The sequence below is a fragment of the Arthrobacter sp. TJ-178 genome, assembly GCF_058269275.1.
In genome coordinates, this window is record NZ_JBZCNK010000003.1 from 85,173 (window position 1) to 101,913 (window position 16,741).

The window sequence follows — 16,741 nt, forward strand, 5'->3', positions numbered from 1 at the left end:
GGCCGGCGGCGAAGCGTGCCGCCGTGGCCCGGAAACAGCGCAGCCCGGAGGAAGCCGAGCTGAGGCAAGCCACCGGGCGCTTGGCAGCCCAGTTCACGGCGCTGACCGTCGTGCTGCTGGGTCTGGCCGCCGTCTTGGTTTACGGGTTGGTTTCCACTCAAACCCGTGAGGCCGCCGAGCAGACTTTGATGTCAGCGGTGCAGTTCGATTCTCCGCGGGAGGCGCCGCTGGACGTCTTCCTGGCTGTGTACGACGACGGCAGGCTGGCGGTTTCCCGCAACATGCCGTCGGGCCTGCCGGACCAGGAAGCGCTGGCCGAGGTTGCCGGTACGGACAGATCCCGGCGGGACACCGTGTCCGCCGGAGACCGGACGTATGAAGTCCTCACTGTGCGGCGCGGCGGTGATGTGGTGCAGGCCGCAGTCGATACGCATGAGGCCACGGAACAGCTCCGCCGCCTGGCCCTGGCGTTGGTGGTGTCGGTGCTGGCTGCCGGGTTGGTGGCGGGCGCTCTTTCCGCCGCAGCGGCACGGGCTGCCATGCGGCCCATGGCTGAAGCGCTGGCTTTGCAGCGACGGTTCGTGGCCGACGCCAGCCATGAACTGCGGACACCGCTGACCCTTCTCAGCACCCGTGCCCAGTTACTCCGGCGCCGGTTGTCGAATTCCTCTTCGTCCTCAGCGGCCCCCGCCGGCGGGGAGGCTGATGACTTGCATGATGCCACTGTGAACGAGGGAGCACTCGAGGCCGCCGATGACATCGTGGAGGACACCAAAGTACTCACAGGCATCCTCGAGGACCTGCTGATGTCCGCGGATCCCCGGCACTCCGGACCTCCGGAGCCGGTTAACCTGGTGCCCCTGGCGCGGTCCGCCGTGAGCTCGCTGGAGCCCGAAGCCCTCCGGCGCGGGTTGACGCTCGAGCTGGACGCCCCGGCTCCCGAAATAACCGTGCTGGGCGGACAGTTTGCGCTGCAGCGGATCTTCACGGCGCTCGGGGCCAACGCCCTGGACTATGCCCGGTCGCTCGTGCGGTTCTCCGTGGGGAGCAGCGGACGCGTTGCTGTGATTCGCGTCGCCGATGACGGAGCCGGATTTCCGCCAGGCTTTACCCGGCAGGCGTTTGAACGGTTTGCCTCCGTACGAAACCGGGAAACGGGCGGCGCAGAGGGCGACAGCGCAGACGGAGACGGCACCGGCACTGAAGGCAACGGCGCTGAAGGGGACGGAACCGAAGGGGACGGCGCCGGCGCAGGAGAAGAGAACGTGGCGCCGAGACACTACGGGCTGGGGCTCGCCCTCGTAGCGGAAATCGCTGCCCGCTATGGCGGCAGTGTCCGCGCCCTCCCGGCCGGAGGAGGACCCGCAGCCGCCGGCCGCTCCGGCGGCGTGGTGGAAGTTCGCCTTCCCCTGGCCGGGGGACGGCGCGGGGTCTAAGAATCTTCGAAGAATCGGCTCCGAAAATAAGAGTGTCAGCACATCCACTCTTCGAAAGGTGCATGAAACGATGGCATTTCGGGACAAGGCCAGGGGCCCGCTGGGATGGATCCTGGGCGTAGTTGGCGGTCTGATCCTGTTGGTCGGCTCCTTTTTTGCCGGTATGGCCACGGCCGACACAACTGCGGATTCGGAACAGGCCTCTGTGACTGAACAGCAACAGGAGCAGCAGGGCCAGGAGTCCGAATCCGAGTCTGAGTCTGGCGCCGAGACGCGGCACGAGCGCGACGGCGATGGCGACAAGGCAGAGAAGGACAAGGCAGACAAGCCAGACAAGGCGGATAAGGACAAGACGGATCAGGGAACTGAGACAGACCCGGACACCCAGGAGGAGAACTCAGACGGGGAATCCGCGCCGGATCAGGGCAGGAACGACGGCGACCGCAAGGTGCGCGACGATGAGGGAGATGTCCGCGGCGACGGCGACGGGCCTGCCCGCGACGGCATGACCGAGGACGGCCCCGGGCACGGCCACGGCGGCCGGCATCACTCTGACGCTCCGGACGCTCCGGACTCCCAGGAACAGCAGGACGGCCCGGAACAGCAGGACTCCCAGGACGGCCAGGACGGTCCGGAAGCCTGACTCCTGGCGGACCTGACACTGCGCGCAAATCCGCGCACATCCACGCACGTCGAACTAAACGCTCAACGGCAAAAAGGAACGCCCGGCCAGCTGGCCGGGCGTTCCTTTTTATGGATCCATCAGATTGCAGGTCCGTTCGCTTCCCGCGCTCTGATGGGAGCTAGTGCGTGATTACGCTACGCGGTAGTACACGGCGCCGGAACCAACGTTGGCGCTCTCCAGTACAGTCTGGTTGCCGCCCCATCCGCTGTGGATGGCCTGGCCGTTGCCTGCGTAGATGGCGATGTGGGCAACGCCCATGCCGCCGTCGGCGTAGTAGGCGATGTCGCCCGGCTGGGGGTCGGAAACCGGGGTTCCGTAAGCAGCAAGCTGCGCGGGAGCCAGGTCGCCAACCGAGTGGCCGGCTGCCCGGAGGGCAACCTCAACCAGAACGGTGCAGTCCTGGGCGGCACCCATCTGGGCGTATGCGGAGCTGAGCATGATGGCGTTGGTGCCGCTAGCAGCGGGAGCGGCAGCCGGCGTCACGGAGGAAGCCTGCGTGCTGAAGGTGCTGAAGTCGGCCACGGCGGCGGTCTCTTCCACCGGAGCGGCGTAGGAGACTGCAGCGGGAGCGTCATAGGACACTGCTGCAGGAGCATCGTAGGACACTGCAGCCGGTGCGGCGTAAGCAGCTTCAACAGCAGCGCCGCCGGCGTACGTGATGACATCGCCGGGGTAGATGATGGAATCCAGCGAAAGGCCGTTCAGCGCCAGGATGTCGTCAAGGGTGACGGCGTAGGTGCTGGCGATGGCGCTCAGGGTGTCGCCGGACTGGACCACGTGGGTGGATGCTGCGGCGGGGGCAGGAGCCTCAACCGGAGCAGCTGCGGGAGCTACCGGAGCAGCCGGAACGGCTACAGCAGCAGGGGCGGTGTAGGACTCGGTCGAGTCGTTGGCGATGACGCCTGCCGAAGCGGGGCCGGCCATGCTGAGCACCAGGCCGGAGCCTGCTGCCAGGACAGCTGCTGCGGTGCCGATGGTGCGGGCCTTGCCGGTGGTGGCGTTTGCAAGTGCAGTCCACAGTCCGGTGTTGTCGGCGCTGTGGGTTCCACGAGTATTGTTCAACAAAATAAGTTACCTCTCCCGATACCTGCGAGGTGAGCTGTCGGATGCGGATGGGAGTCATCCGGTCCGCCGAAGAAACCTCGGCTGACTTAACCCCAAGGATTCATAAGGAACCCGTAAGTGGTTCCCCCGCCTCTGCCGAAGTGTGAAATCTGTGGACCTTGACCAGCGGCAGAGCTAGGTAACAAGTCAAGGGAGCCGCTTCAGATAACGGCATGAGTACTACCGTACAAGACGGTTACGGGATGGTAACTATTTAGTAACGAAGCTCGCACGGAGGCGTGAGTGGCACCTCTGGAGTGGCCTGTGGGTGCCGGCACAGGAGGTTCCCAAACCCGCGTCAGCACGGGGATTTAGTGCCGTTTAGGTCCCCGGATACGCCTGGGTCCGCAGGTACGGCTAAGCCCGCAGATACGCCTAGGTCCGCAAATACGCCAACGTGGCCAGTACGCGGCGGTGGCCGCTGTCCGACGGCGAGAGGCCCAGTTTCGCGAAGATGTTGCCGATGTGCTTGCTGACAGCTGTCTCGGATACGGAGATGGTCCGGGCAATGGCGGTGTTGCCCAGGCCCTCGGCCACCAGCCCCAGCACTTCAAACTCGCGGGGAGTCAGGGACCGGATGGGGTCCAGGGTGCTGCGCCGGCTGAACAGCTGGGCGATGACCTCCGGATCCATGACGGTTCCGCCGGCCAGGACCCGGCGCAGGCCCTCGACAAAATCGCCCACTTTGCCCACGCGTTCCTTTAAGAGGTAGCCCACACCCTGGGCACCGGAGGCCAGCAGCCGGCTTGCGTACCGGTCCTCAACATAAGCGGACAGGACAAGGACCGGAAAGTCCGGCACCCGAGAGCGAAGTTCCAGGGCAGCGCGCAGCCCCTCGTTGGTGAAGGTCGGCGGCATCCGCACATCAAGGACGGCGCCGTCGGCACTGCCGGGTTCAAAGCCTGCCAGCAGGTCCTCGGCATTGTCCGCGGAGCCAACCACCTCAAATCCCTCGCCCTGCAGCAGCAGCTCAAGCCCCGCGCGCAGCAGAGCATCATCTTCGGCGATCAGAAGGCGCATGGAAGCTCCACCCTTAGTTCGGTTGGCCCGCCGGGCGGACTGGTCAGATACAACGTGCCGCCGAAGGCAGCAGCCCGGCGGGCAATTCCGGCCAGGCCGGTGCCGGACCCGGCCGCGGGGTCGCCGGCCCCCGCAACGGCAGCGCCGCCGCGCCCGTCGTCGTTCACCCGGACCACCAGCACATCCTCGCGCGGTGCGGTTTCTGTGCGCAGGAGCACTTCGATGTGCGAGGCGTCGGAATGTTTCGCTGCGTTGGTCAGGGCTTCGGCCAGGACAAAGTAGGCGGCGGATTCCACCGCTGCGGGAGCACGCTGCAGTCCCTGCACGTCCAGCGAACAGCTGATGGGGGACCTGCTGGTCAGTGCCGATGCCGCTCCGTCCAGGCCCAGCTCATCCAGGACCGGCGGATAAATGTCGTGTACCGCTTCCCGCAGACCGGCCAGGGCTTCGGTGGCGGCGTCCTGGGCACGCCCGATAAAGGGCATTGCGGCAGCGGGATCACTCTCCGCCGCCCGCTGCGCCAGCCCGAGCATCATCACCACTCCCACCAGCCGGTTCTGCGCTCCGTCATGCAGCTCACGTTCGATGCGGCGCAGCTCTGCTGCGTGGGCCGTCAGTGCGCTGGCGCGGGCAGCGGAGAGATCCTGGATCCGGCGGGCGAGCTCGTCATACCGGCGGGGCGAGAGGATCGCCAGCGTGCCGCCGCTGAGCCGGCGGGCCATCCACGGCGGCAGCAGCCAGGCGGCAACGCCGTAGACGAGGCCCAGCAGGACGGTGAATCCTGCGGCGGGCCAGCTGGTCACGGGAACTACAAAATCGAGCGGCGCGGACTGCGGAAACAGCGGCCACCACGGTGCCGTCCCTATATACAGCACGGCGGCCAGCGGCAGGGCCACCGCAAGACAGCCGGCCAGCAGCGCAAAAGCACAGTGGAACAGCAGCCAGGAAACATCCCGCTTGGTTTCCGGTGCACTGACCAGCGCCGCCAGCTCGCCGAAATTCTTCCTGCCCTCCAGATAACGGCGGTCAAAGGGCACGACGGCGCCGGCATAGCCTGCAGCGCGGCCCTGGGCCCGGGCAGCGAGCAGATTGAGGGTTCCCAGCAGACGGGGAACCGCGTACAGGCCAACGCCCAGCGGCAGGAACGGAAGCAGCACGACGCCGGCTACGAGAATTCCCAGCGACGCCGGCCAGTTCATGGCCTCGCGCAGGAGGAAGCCAATATCCCGAAGACGGGACTGCAGGCCGGCGCGGGAAGGAAAGCTCACCTGCCCGATTATGCCCTGCCCACGTTCCACCGTGGGTATAGCCAGCTATACCCCGGATTGGGGTGTTGGCTGTATCGGCCGGCGCGGTCCTTCTCCGTAGCGTCAATGGCAGGAGAAAAGCGGCGGCAGCAGACCGCCCGCCAGAGAAGAGGATGAAGCCCATGTACACCGATACCACTGAGTTTTCCGGACCGGCTGCCCTGCAGCTGGAGGCGGTGGCCAAGAGCTACCGCACGGGAACCGCACGCGTGACCGCCCTGCATGAGGTGTCCCTTGCCGTTCCGGCCGGAACCTTCACTGCCGTCATGGGCCCGTCCGGGTCCGGCAAGAGCACCCTGCTGCAGATGGCCGCGGGACTGGACACTCCGGACAGCGGGCGGGTGCTGCTGGGGTCCACCGACATTTCGAAGCTGCGCCGGAAGGCGCTGACGGCGTTCCGGCGGGACCACGTGGGATTCGTGTTCCAGTCCTACAACCTGCTGCCTCAGCTGTCCGTGTCCCGCAATGTCACGCTGCCGCTGTTGCTGGGTGGGCGCAGCGTGGACCGGGAGTGGCTTGGTTATGTGCTGGAAGCTGTGGGGCTGAGCGGGCTGAATGACCGGATGCCGCAGGAACTCTCCGGCGGGCAGCAGCAGCGGGCCGCGATTGCCCGGGCGCTGATTACCCGGCCGGATGCCGTTTTTGCCGATGAGCCGACCGGAGCGCTCGACTCGGGAACCGCCCGGCAGGTGCTTGACCTGCTGCGGCACACCGTAGCGGATCTGGGCCAGACGGTGGTGATGGTGACCCATGACCCGGTGGCCGCCTGCTCCGCCGATACCGTCATTTTCCTCGCCGACGGGCGCCTGGACGGCAGCCTGGCCAATGCCAGCGTCCGGGATGTCACCGAACGCGTGGCTTACCTGGGGGAGCGGTAGACATGCTGGCACTTGCCAAGTCATCCATCCGGCACAACCGCGGCGGGTTCGCCGGTGTCTTTGTGGCCGTGTTCCTGTGCGCGGCGCTGATCACCGCCATGGGAGTCCTGATTGAATCCGGGCTGCGCGGAGGAACCGCGCCGCAGCGCCTTGCCGGTGCCGACGTCGTGATCGGTGCTCCGCAGTCGATGCCCGTTCCGGAGGACGTTGCGGTACCTTTCGCCGAACGCGTCCTGCTTCCGGCCGACACGGTTTCCGCCGTTGCCGCCGTACCGGGGGTGGAGCGGGCGGTCGGCACCGTTAGTATCCCGCTGGTCAGCTCCGAAGGCCGGAGCGTGGAGGCCGCGGCCTGGGAATCGGCGGAGCTGGCCCCGTATGCGCTGGTTTTCGGCCGTGCCCCGCAGGGAGCCCGCGAGGTTGTGCTGGACGGGTCCTTTGGAGTTGAACCGGGCGCCCGCATCGTGCTGTCCCACGGGGGAGAGCCCGCGGAATACCTGGTGTCGGGAGTAGCCGCAGCCGCCGAGGATGCAGCCGAACAGGATGCCGCCGGCGCTGCCGCACCCGCCGTCTTCCTCAGCTCCGCAGGCGCGGCTGCCTTGTGGCCGCACGGCGACAGCGTTGCCACGGTGGGTGTGATCGCCCGGGAAGGAACAACACCCGAAAAACTTGCGGCGGCCATCGAAACGGAAGTGGGCGGCGTCGTCGGCTACACCGGAGACCGCCGCGGAGACGTGGAAACCCTGGGCGGAGCCGGCCGTTCAACACTGCTGCTGCTCAGCACCTCACTGGCGGGAACCGCCGTGATGACGGCGCTCTTTGTGACCGCCGGAACCCTGTCACTGTCCATCCTGGGCCGGCGCCGGGAATTCGCCCTCCTGCGTGCCGTGGGCGCCGGGGCGGGCCAGACCCTGGGCATGGTCCTGCGCGAGGTGCTGCTGGTGTCAGGGGTTGCCGCAGTCTTGGGGACGCTGCCCGGATTCTGGCTGGCCCACCTGCTGGCACGGCAGTTCGCAGCCGGCGGAGTCATCCCGGAAGATTTCACCCTTGCCTACAGCCCGCTTCCGGCCCTTGCGGCCGTGGTGCTCGCCTGCGCTGCCGCGGCTGGTGCCGCTTTGGTGGCAGCGCGCGGAGTGGTTCGGGCCACTCCAACGACGGCGCTTCGGGAAGCTGCCACTGAAACCCCTGCGCTTGGAAGGAAACGGACGATCACGGGACTGGTCCTGCTGGGTGCCGGACTGCTGGCGGCGCTCACGCCGCTGGCTGTTCCCGGATTGGGCGGGCTGGCCGCAGCAGCGGGAAGCGTTCTGCTGCTGATCATCGCTGCCGGCGTGCTCGGCCCGTGGATTGTTACCGGGATCCTCAAAGCAGTGCATCCGCTGCTGCGCCGCAGCCCGTCCGCGTCGATGGTTCTGGCCGAAGCGAATGCGTCGGCGTTTCCGCGCCGGCTGGCGGCGGGCATTGTTCCGCTGGCGCTGGCAGTGGCCCTGGGATCAGTGCAGCTGTTCATGCCCGCCACCGTGGAAAGCGAGGCCGTACGGCAGTCCCGCGACGGCATGGTGGCCCAGTACCTGGTGTCCACTCCGGGCTCGGGGATCTCCGCGGATCTTGCCGGGGAGGTTGCTGCAGTGCCGGGAGTGCGGGCGGCAACACCCGTTGCCCGGTCGGCAGCCCTTGTCCCGACCACATTCATGGGAGTGGAGGAAACCGTTGAGAGCTACATGATCTCCGGACTGGGAACGCAGGATCCGGAGTCCGCGCTGGACCTTGGCGTACATGACGGATCGCTGAACCGGCTGGCCGAGCCGGGAACGGTGGCCATCAGCGAAGACCTCGCCAGATCCACCGGCACTGACGTGGGCGGAAACTTCACCTTCTCCTACGGCGACGGAACCGAAGCAACCGCCGTCGTCGTCGCGACCTATTCACGGGGGCTGGGCTTCGGGGATCTGGCCGTGGCCAACGGCACGCTGCGCGAACACACCACGACGGGGCTGAGCGATTACGTGCTGGTGACCGCGGAGGACAATACGGACGCCGCACAGCTGACGGCGGACATTGCCGCGCTGGGCCTGACAACAGCAGACAGCGGCCAGCTGGGTGCCGCCGGAGCCGCGGAACGCAAAGCCGAATCCTGGATATCCGTAGTGGGACTGCTGGTCCTGCTGGGATACGTGGGACTGTCCGTGGTCAACAGCCTGGTCATGGCCACGGCGCGGCGGCGTCCGGAGCTGATGCTGCTGCGAGCACTGGGTGCGTCCAACAGCCAGCTGCGGCGAATGACGGGAATGGAATCGCTGCTGCTGGTGCTCGCCGCCGTCGTGCTGGGAACCGCCATGGCCCTGCCGCCGCTGATGGGTATTGCCCTCAACGTGTCCGGTTTGCCGCTGCCCACCATTGTGCCGTCCGTTTACCTTCTGCTGGCCGGAACGACGGCGGCGCTGGGCCTGGGGTCCGTCGCCGCAGCCACCCATGCAGCGCTGCGCGGGGCGCGGGAATAAACCGGTCAAAGAGCAGGTTGCCGCCCTAGGCGGCGCCCTTACGGGAGCCGCCTGGGATTGCATCCCGGGCACGCCCCGATTTGACCGCACACCACTGTGAACAGGATTCCACCCTTTTGAGTATTGACCCGTCTTCCGTCGCCACCTCCGCGCCGCCGTCGTCCGGCACCTCCAAGCGCCGCACCGCCCCCGCCGCACCTGACGCCTTGGACCCGCGCACCAAGACCGTGATCGGGCTCCTGCTCGTCTCATCCTTCGTGGTCATCCTGAACGAAACCATCATGAGCGTGGCACTGCCGCGCCTCATGGCGGACCTGGACATCACCGCCGGCACCGCCCAGTGGCTCACCACCGGCTTCATGCTCACCATGGCCGTGGTGATTCCCTCCACTGGCTTCCTGCTCCAGCGCTTCTCCATGCGCGGCCTGTTTATGACCGCCATGTCGCTGTTCAGTGCGGGCACGCTGCTGGCCGCCCTGGCACCGGGGTTCGGCACGCTGCTCGGCGGCCGCATCATTCAGGCAGGCGGAACTGCCATTATGCTGCCCCTGCTGATGACCACCGTCCTGAACGCTGTCCCCGCCCACCGGCGCGGGCAAATGATGGGGACCATTTCCATTGTTATTGCCGTGGCTCCTGCCATCGGTCCCACCGTCTCGGGCATCATCCTCAACGCGCTGGACTGGCGCTGGATGTTCTGGCTCGTCCTGCCGATCGCCCTGCTCTCCCTGGCCGTGGGCGCCTGGAAGGTCCAGAACCTGACCGAGCCCCGCAAGGTTCCTTTTGACGTGCCCTCGATCGTGCTCTCCACCTTCGCCTTCGGCGGGCTGATCTTTGGCCTCAGCAGCATCGGCGAAGCCGCCCAGGGCAAAGCACTGATGCCGCTGTGGATTCCTCTGACCGCCGGAGTGCTGGCCATGGCCGGGTTCATCCTGCGCCAGCTGGTGCTCCAGCGGAAGGACCAGGCCCTCATGGACCTGCGGACTTTTGCCAGCAAGCCCTTTGTGGTTGCCATCGTCATGGTCCTGGTGTCCATGATGGCATTGTTCGGCTGCCTGATTGTCCTGCCGCTCTACCTGCAGAATGTTCTGGAACTCAGCACGCTGGATACCGGTCTGCTGCTCCTGCCCGGCGGCGCCGTCATGGCGATCCTGTCGCCGGTGGTGGGCCGGCTCTTCGATAAGTTCGGCCCCCGGCCGCTGGTCATTCCCGGTGCACTGATGCTCAGTGCCGCGCTGTGGGGCATGACGACGCTGGACGAGACCAGCCCCGTCCCCGTGGTGATCCTGCTGCACTGCCTCCTGAATGCGGGCCTGGGATTCATTTTCACGCCGCTCTTCACCTCGGCTTTGGGCTCATTGCACAAGTCGCTTTACTCGCACGGCAGCGCCATTATCAATACGCTTCAGCAGCTGGCCGGGGCGGCAGGCACCGCGGTATTCATCACCCTGATGACGGCCGGCACCACCGCAGCAATCAACGACGGCGCAGCCGCTATTGAGGCCGCTGCTGCCGGTGTGCATACGGCATTCTTCTGGGGTGCGGTCATCTCGCTGGTGGCCCTGGCGGCGTCGTTCTTTGTGCGCCGGCCCGTCAATGAACTGCCCGACGGCGTGGCGGTCCACTAGGCCCGGAACATAACTGTCCGGAGCGGCCTTCCCGGTTAGTGGACACGTGCTTTAGACGGGTTCCACTTCCGGGAAATACTTGAGCATTTTCCTTTGCGCCGCCGGCCCGGTTCTTCCCGCGGCCGGCGGCCTGGGGCCCTTTGGGGATTAGTTATCCACTGTTAAAGCTGAATTAGCCCTGCAGCCTATTCTGAGTGAGCCCGACGACTAAGCTGAATGACAGGGGTGGTTCAGGATTATCAGAAGAGGGACAAGATCACGTGGCCCAGAAACGACAAATCCTATTGATTGATGACCTTACCGGGGAAGATGCACAGGAAACTGTGCGGGTGGCCCTGGACGGTGCACAATACGAAGTTGACCTGACGTCGGAGCATGCAGCTGAACTTCGGGAGAAACTGAGTCCCTATATTTCCGCCGGGCGCCGCCTGCGCGGCGGTTCAACCGGACGCAGTGCGCGGCGGGACGCCGCGCCCCGCAGCGATGACAGCCGAAAGATTCGTGAGTGGGCTACTGCCAACGGCTACAAGCCGAGTGCCCGCGGACGAATCAGCCAGGAAATCCGCGAAGCGTACAGCGCAGCGCAGCACTGATCAGCTCCGTATCTTTTTCCGCGGCAGTCAGCGCGGCAGCCCCGTCACGCGTTCGTTCGTGAGGCCGTGGACTGCCGCGCTGTGCCGCTTTACCGAGCTGGCCGTGTTACCCAGCAGGGCATTTTTACGGAGTTGGGCCGCTTTACCGAGCTGCGCAATACTCCGCCATATTTCTTGGGGTGCCGGTCATATAACGCGCCATTGGGATTTTTGGTCCCGTTCCGCCATGCTGGCTGCTAAGCCCTTCCGCTCGGCACCCGGGGAAACCCGGGGAGGGGACGCACCCGCGTTGCCGGTGGGCAAATTTAGTCCCACACCATCCAGAGCAGCTGAGAGACCTGCCTCCGCGACGCTGCAGCTTCCGCCGGGATATTCCTCCTGGAAAGGTGCTAATGGCAGGAACGATGGAAGGAATATGCCATGACGCACGACCACATTCCCACGAGCCATGCCGGTTCCCTGCCCCGGACACCGGAGCTTATTGCAGCCAATGCTGCGCGGACCTATGCCGACGACGGTTTCACCCTGGCGCGTACACCGGAGTTTGAATCATTGTTGACCGATGCCGTTGTTGACCTCGTCCAGCGCCAGAAGAGCCTGGGGATTACGATCCCCGGAGACGGGGAATACGGCAAGGCGATGTCCAATGCCGTGGACTACGGCGCCTGGTGGACATACAGCTTCCAACGCACGTCCGGGTTGGAACTTACCGAATTCAATCCCATCACGGCCGGCCCCCTCCGCAGCGAACCCGGAAACATTCGGCTCACGTCGTTTGCCGACCGGCGGGACTGGACCCGATTCTCCAGTGCCTACTCCGATCCGGAAAGCGGAATTCAGCTCGGCCGGAACGCCACGGCATTTCCCACAGCAACCGGACCCATCAGCTACAGCGGACATGACGCGCTGGCCGCTGATATTTCCAACCTCAAGGCCGGCCTGGAAGCTGCAGAACTTTCCACCGGTTTTATCACCGCCCTGTCACCGGGCTCGGCCAGCCGGATCGGCAATCAGCACTACAAGAGCGAGGAAGAGTTTATCTACGCGTGGGCTGATGTCCTGCGCGAGGAATACAAAGCCATTGTTGATGCCGGATTGACCGTTCAGATTGATGACCCCTCCATTGCGGAGAACTGGGACCAGATCAACCCCGAGCCCAGTGTCGAGGATTACCGGAGCTTCACGCAGATCCGCGTCGAAGCCCTCAATTACGCGCTGCGCGGGCTGCCGGAGGAGCAAATCCGCTTCCATGTGTGCTGGGGATCCTGGCACGGGCCGCACACCACGGACATTGAGTTCAGGCACATCGTGGATGTGGTGCTGGGAATCAACGCGGGTTCCTATTCCTTTGAGGCAGCCAATGCCCGCCACGAACACGAATGGGCCATTTGGCGCGAGACTGCACTGCCGGACGGGAAGGTCCTGGTTCCCGGTGTGGTGTCGCATGCAACCAACGTGGTGGAGCATCCGGAGCTGGTGGCGCAGAGAATAGAGCGGTTTGCCGGTCTTGTTGGCCGTGAAAACGTTATTGCGGGGACGGACTGCGGCCTGGGTGGACGCATTCATCCCGATATTGCCGTAGCCAAGCTGGAGTCCTTGGGCCGCGGCGCACAAATCGCAACGGATCGGCTTTTCGCCGGTGCATCCTCCATCCGGTAGCTGAATCGCCAGAGTGCGGGAGCCGGCCTTGCGGCTGTCTCCCGCACTCTGCGGCGGCGGAAGGGCAGCTGCCCGCTCCCGCGCTGCACTTCGACCCTTGACGGCTCCCTGCATCACCCCCATACTCGGTTACTAAACGATCAGTTACCACTCAACGATGCGCTGGAGCCGACATGACGACCGCCGAAACAACTGAGCAGTTTGAGACCTTCGAGCAGCCGGAAAACACCGGTTTCACCTTTGACCCAACGAACGTGCAGGACGTCGACAGTGACCTGTACCTGCTGGACAATCTCCTGGACGACCAGGCCAAGGACGTCCAGCGCCGGGTTCGCGCCTTCGTGGACAATGATCTGTTGCCTGTCATCAATGAGTATTGGGAGCGTGCAGAGGTTCCCTATGAACTGATTCCCAAGCTCGCCGCCCTGAACATCGCCGGCGGAACCATCAAGGGTTACGGCTGCCCCGGACTGACCCGGCTGGCAGCCTCCACTGCTGCTGCCGAACTGGCCCGGGGAGACGGTTCAATCAACACGTTCTTCGGTGTCCACTCCGGCCTGGCCATGGGCAGCATCGACATGCTCGGCAGCGACGAGCAGAAGCAGCGCTGGCTGCCGTCCATGGCCCGGTTTGAGAAGATCGGAGCGTTCGCACTGACCGAGCCGGGGCACGGATCCGACTCCGTTTCACTGGAAACGTCCGCCCGCCGCGAGGGGGACGTCTACATTCTCAACGGCAGCAAACGGTGGATCGGCAACGCAAGCTTTGCCGACGTCGTCGTCATCTATGCCCGCGATGAAGCCGACGGCGCGGTGAAAGCTTTTGTGATGGAAAAGGACGCCGACGGCAACCATCCCGCCGGCTACAACGCCACGGTTATTACCGGAAAGATGGGCAAGCGTGCGGTGCTCCAGCCCGACATTGTTATTGAGGGACTGCGGATACCGGCGGAAAACCGGCTGGAAAACTGTCATTCCTTCAAAGACGTCAATAAGGTGCTGGCAGCCACGCGCGGGGGAGTGGCTTGGGAAGCGCTGGGGCATGCCGTTGCCGCCTATGAGATCGCCGTGTCCTACGCTAAGACGCGCGTGCAGTTCGGCAAGGAAATCGGGCGCTTCCAGCTCGTGCAGAACAAGCTGGCCAACATGCTGGCCCAGTTGACCGCCATCAAGCTGACCTGTTTTCGACTGAATGAGCTTGGCGACGAGGGCAATATGACCGGACCGATGGCTTCAATGGCCAAGATGTTCGCCGCGCGCCAGGGCCGCTGGATCTGCTCGGAAGCGCGCGACATTATGGGCGGCAACGGACTGCTCCTGGAGAACCATGTCGCCCGGCATCTGACGGACATGGAAGTGGTCTTCACCTATGAGGGCACGGACAGCATGCAGTCGTTGATCCTGGGGCGGCACATCACGGGGTTCTCGGCCTTTGCCTGAGTGAGGCTTTGCCTGAGTGAGGGGCTCGGCGGTTGTTGAGCCGCCGAGCAGATTGGGAGAGCAGGCGCGGTCCGCGGAGTCATCCGAGGGCCGCGCCTCCCTTTTATTCATTTTGTATCCATTTCCATCCACTCATATCAAATTATCCGGATATAGCCTCATCTTCCAAACCCTGCCGAACGCGACAACGCGCACGACACCTTCCACACCGGCAAAAACATTTCTCTGACGGCGGGGTCTTCTGGGTAGGCTGAGCGCAGAACAGGGAGCTGCAGATCGCCTTCAGGGAACGCAGGGGAGACATGGCTGATTGGAATGAAGTGCTCGCAGCGGTGGGTACAGCGCTTGGCGGGGACACCGTGGAAGGCAAACGGGTGCTCACGGCAAGCTGGAACCACACCGGGGACGGATACCTCCGCCGTGGGCAGGTTGAACTGGCGGGCGAACACTGGGAGGCCGGCACATCGCATTGCCCGGACCTGCCGGAGGACGGTTACGGCGCTATGATCCGGAATGGCCTGGACAATCTGGGGAAGCGCATTTCCGGTGCCCGGGATCGAGAAACACCCGGTGGTGTCAGCCGAGCAGTTCCTTGACCGCCTGATCTATGAAGGCCGTATCGGCGGGGTTTTTCCCGCCGCCGGCAAAGTGTCCCCAGATGCCGGGAATCACCCGCACCTCACTGTTGGGGATGTAATCCGACGCCCACACCTCATCCTCCGGCGGAAAGTAGAGGTCCTTTTCCGCCGGCATCTGGAGGGTCCGGGCTCGGATGGACTTAAGCGCGGCAATCGTGTCCCCGTCGAAGCCGGGTGTCTTTCCCACATCTCCGTGCTGCCAGGTCCAGAGCATGGTGAGCAGGTTGTTGGCGTCCCGGTTGTCCAGGAAAAAGTCTTCCCAGAAGCCCACCAGGAAGTCCTCAAGCGAGGTGAACCCCAGCTTCCGCCATTCCTGGTGCCAGTAGAAGGCCTGGGAAAAGCCCCAGCCGGCATAAACGCGCGCAGCCGCCCGCAGGCCGATCTTCGGCTCGGCCTGGTACCACCCCTGCTGCCAGGCTGAATCAGCGGTGATGGCCGCCCGGACCGCTTCGAGGAAAACGATGTTGTGCGGTGCTGTTCGGGGCGAGCCGCAGAAGGGAAGCAGTGCGTCCATCATGTCCGGATAGCTGACGCCCCATTGGTAGGTTTGGCCAGCGCCCATGGACCATCCCAGCACCAAGCGCAGATGGTCAATTCCGAAGTGCTCCGTCACCAGGCGGTGCTGGCAGGCGACGTTGTCAAAGAAGGTGATGTCGGGAAAACGAGGACCGTTAAAGGGCTCGGGGAAATTGCTGGGGGAGGAGGACAGGCCGTTGCCGAGCATGTTGGGCACCACGATGAAATACTTCGTCGGGTCCAGTCCCATTCCTTCCCCGATAAGCCATTCATTGTCCCAGTGGCGACCGGAGAACCAGGTGGGGTAAAGGATGGCATTGCTGCGGTCGGAATTCAGAACGCCGTACGTTTTATAGGCCAGTTGCGCTTTCCGCAGCGACATGCCGGACTGCAGCAGTACGTCACCGAGATCGTAAACGTCGTAATCCGTGGTCATCGCGTCCCTCACCTGTGGCTGTGGAGTGTCCGTGTCACTGCGGACGCAGCGGCATGAGCCGATGTTCCACAGCATGATCCCACCCTTGTCCGGCGGTTACGTCAAGGGTGGATGCGCTCCTGGGTGCCCTTTCCCTGACCGGGCTCCACTGCGGTGTCGGCTTCAGCAACCCCGAGCAGGCGCAGGGCCATGCGGCTGTGGTGCTCACCGAGTTCGGCGGCACTGAGCCGCCCGTCCTCCCGGTACCACCGGGACACATCGATGCACAGGGACAGCAGGGTGACCACCGCCATTCCCGCATCCGGAACAGTGAATACACCCTGCTCCAGGCCTGCCTCCACAAGCGCGCGGAATTCTTCTTCCACCTCATGGCGCATTCGGAGTACTTCGGCCAGATGCTCGGCGCTCAGAGCAGGAAGCTCAAAATTCACCACGCGGGAACTGGTGTGGTTGGCCGCCTGCCACTGCACCAGGTTTCGCACCAGAACGGCCATTCGCAGGGCCGGGTCACCGGTTACGGAAGCGCTTTCCCGAACCAGGGAAAGAGTTTTCTCGTGGCCCAGTTTTGAAATGCTGTAGAGGAGATCTTCCTTGGAATTGTGGTGCACATACACGGCACCCGGAGTTACTCCGGCGCCGTTGGCGATATCCCGGGTTGTAGTGCCGTGGAAACCCTTGGAAGCAAAGGCGGCCGTGGCCGATGAGAGCAGCCGCTGTGCCGTATCAGTCATGGCCGATGCCCTCCCGTTGTTCCAGTCTTACAAGTTCCAGTCTTCCCGGTCCCGCTTGGCGGCATTTCATCCCTGCGGCACACCAGGCGCACTAACTAAGCGATCAGCAACCACCCTAGCAGTGGCACCTGCTCCTGGCACCGCCGTCGCATCCTCACCGCTTCGGCGCTTTC

Annotated in this window: 14 protein-coding genes and 1 riboswitch; of the genes, 9 read left to right on the plus strand and 5 right to left on the minus strand. The window is 64.6% G+C overall.

Annotated elements, in window-relative coordinates; all coding sequences use genetic code 11:
• Positions 1-23 precede the first annotated feature (23 nt).
• Positions 24-1,436 (plus strand): sensor histidine kinase, encoded by a 1,413-nt coding sequence (locus AC4D2Q_RS09935; protein ID WP_490946303.1) that lies wholly within the window; start codon positions 24-26, stop codon positions 1,434-1,436.
• 70 nt (positions 1,437-1,506) lie between these two features.
• The gene (locus tag AC4D2Q_RS09940; RefSeq protein ID WP_490946304.1) at positions 1,507-2,079 is read left to right on the plus strand and encodes a hypothetical protein; all 573 of its coding nucleotides are present in this window, start codon (positions 1,507-1,509) and stop codon (positions 2,077-2,079) included.
• Between the two features lie 171 nt (positions 2,080-2,250).
• Here AC4D2Q_RS09940 and AC4D2Q_RS09945 read toward each other — a convergent pair whose 3' ends face one another.
• The 3 genes from AC4D2Q_RS09945 to AC4D2Q_RS09955 form a co-directional block, all read right to left on the minus strand.
• A complete protein-coding gene (locus AC4D2Q_RS09945; protein WP_490946305.1) occupies positions 2,251-3,183 on the minus strand; it encodes a LysM peptidoglycan-binding domain-containing protein in 933 nt (310 codons plus the stop codon).
• Positions 3,184-3,191: 8 nt separating this feature from the next.
• A riboswitch (cyclic di-AMP (ydaO/yuaA leader) is annotated at positions 3,192-3,344 on the minus strand.
• A 256-nt stretch (positions 3,345-3,600) separates the two neighbouring features.
• On the minus strand, positions 3,601-4,245 hold the full coding sequence (locus AC4D2Q_RS09950; RefSeq protein WP_490946306.1) for a response regulator: 645 nt from the start codon (positions 4,243-4,245) through the stop codon (positions 3,601-3,603).
• Positions 4,233-5,513, minus strand: a complete 1,281-nt coding sequence (locus AC4D2Q_RS09955; protein WP_490946307.1) for a sensor histidine kinase — start codon at positions 5,511-5,513, stop codon at positions 4,233-4,235. The genes AC4D2Q_RS09950 and AC4D2Q_RS09955 overlap by 13 nt, the downstream gene beginning before the upstream one ends.
• Before the next feature lie 161 nt (positions 5,514-5,674).
• Here AC4D2Q_RS09955 and AC4D2Q_RS09960 point away from each other — a divergent pair, with 161 nt between their 5' ends.
• From AC4D2Q_RS09960 to AC4D2Q_RS09990, 7 genes are all read left to right on the plus strand, one after another.
• Positions 5,675-6,430: an ABC transporter ATP-binding protein gene (locus AC4D2Q_RS09960; protein ID WP_490946308.1), complete on the plus strand. Its 756-nt coding sequence runs from the start codon at positions 5,675-5,677 to the stop codon at positions 6,428-6,430.
• 2 nt (positions 6,431-6,432) lie between these two features.
• Positions 6,433-8,928 (plus strand): ABC transporter permease, encoded by a 2,496-nt coding sequence (locus tag AC4D2Q_RS09965; RefSeq protein WP_490946309.1) that lies wholly within the window; start codon positions 6,433-6,435, stop codon positions 8,926-8,928.
• Between the two features lie 116 nt (positions 8,929-9,044).
• Positions 9,045-10,556 carry an MDR family MFS transporter gene (locus AC4D2Q_RS09970; protein WP_490946310.1) on the plus strand — a complete coding sequence of 504 codons (1,512 nt, stop codon included), beginning with the start codon at positions 9,045-9,047 and terminating at the stop codon, positions 10,554-10,556.
• A 260-nt stretch (positions 10,557-10,816) separates the two neighbouring features.
• Positions 10,817-11,149 carry a histone-like nucleoid-structuring protein Lsr2 gene (locus AC4D2Q_RS09975; RefSeq protein ID WP_490925325.1) on the plus strand — a complete coding sequence of 111 codons (333 nt, stop codon included), beginning with the start codon at positions 10,817-10,819 and terminating at the stop codon, positions 11,147-11,149.
• A gap of 420 nt (positions 11,150-11,569) precedes the next feature.
• Complete coding sequence (locus AC4D2Q_RS09980) at positions 11,570-12,808, plus strand: cobalamin-independent methionine synthase II family protein (RefSeq protein WP_490946311.1); 1,239 nt, start codon at positions 11,570-11,572, stop codon at positions 12,806-12,808.
• A gap of 173 nt (positions 12,809-12,981) precedes the next feature.
• Complete coding sequence (locus AC4D2Q_RS09985) at positions 12,982-14,247, plus strand: acyl-CoA dehydrogenase family protein (RefSeq protein ID WP_490946312.1); 1,266 nt, start codon at positions 12,982-12,984, stop codon at positions 14,245-14,247.
• Between the two features lie 302 nt (positions 14,248-14,549).
• The gene (locus AC4D2Q_RS09990; protein ID WP_490946313.1) at positions 14,550-14,843 is read left to right on the plus strand and encodes a hypothetical protein; all 294 of its coding nucleotides are present in this window, start codon (positions 14,550-14,552) and stop codon (positions 14,841-14,843) included.
• Here the strand turns inward: AC4D2Q_RS09990 and AC4D2Q_RS09995 are convergent.
• Both AC4D2Q_RS09995 and AC4D2Q_RS10000 read right to left on the minus strand, forming a co-directional pair.
• Positions 14,824-15,837, minus strand: coding sequence for an alpha/beta fold hydrolase (locus AC4D2Q_RS09995; RefSeq protein WP_490946314.1), 1,014 nt, complete (start codon positions 15,835-15,837; stop codon positions 14,824-14,826). The two genes, AC4D2Q_RS09990 and AC4D2Q_RS09995, sit on opposite strands and share 20 nt — an antisense overlap.
• Before the next feature lie 101 nt (positions 15,838-15,938).
• Positions 15,939-16,568, minus strand: coding sequence for a TetR/AcrR family transcriptional regulator (locus tag AC4D2Q_RS10000; protein WP_490946315.1), 630 nt, complete (start codon positions 16,566-16,568; stop codon positions 15,939-15,941).
• Between the last annotated feature and the right edge of the window lie 173 nt (positions 16,569-16,741).

What these genes read in the sequence shown, in the direction of transcription:
- AC4D2Q_RS09985 (WP_490946312.1), top strand. Translation starts at nt 12,982, where the DNA reads ATGACGACCGCCGAAACAACTGAGCAGTTTGAGACCTTCGAGCAGCCG.
- AC4D2Q_RS09995 (WP_490946314.1), bottom strand. Translation starts at nt 15,837, where the DNA reads ATGACCACGGATTACGACGTTTACGATCTCGGTGACGTACTGCTGCAG.
- AC4D2Q_RS09990 (WP_490946313.1), top strand. Translation starts at nt 14,550, where the DNA reads ATGGCTGATTGGAATGAAGTGCTCGCAGCGGTGGGTACAGCGCTTGGC.
- AC4D2Q_RS09960 (WP_490946308.1), top strand. Translation starts at nt 5,675, where the DNA reads ATGTACACCGATACCACTGAGTTTTCCGGACCGGCTGCCCTGCAGCTG.
- AC4D2Q_RS09940 (WP_490946304.1), top strand. Translation starts at nt 1,507, where the DNA reads ATGGCATTTCGGGACAAGGCCAGGGGCCCGCTGGGATGGATCCTGGGC.
- AC4D2Q_RS09980 (WP_490946311.1), top strand. Translation starts at nt 11,570, where the DNA reads ATGACGCACGACCACATTCCCACGAGCCATGCCGGTTCCCTGCCCCGG.
- AC4D2Q_RS10000 (WP_490946315.1), bottom strand. Translation starts at nt 16,568, where the DNA reads ATGACTGATACGGCACAGCGGCTGCTCTCATCGGCCACGGCCGCCTTT.
- AC4D2Q_RS09950 (WP_490946306.1), bottom strand. Translation starts at nt 4,245, where the DNA reads ATGCGCCTTCTGATCGCCGAAGATGATGCTCTGCTGCGCGCGGGGCTT.
- AC4D2Q_RS09965 (WP_490946309.1), top strand. Translation starts at nt 6,433, where the DNA reads ATGCTGGCACTTGCCAAGTCATCCATCCGGCACAACCGCGGCGGGTTC.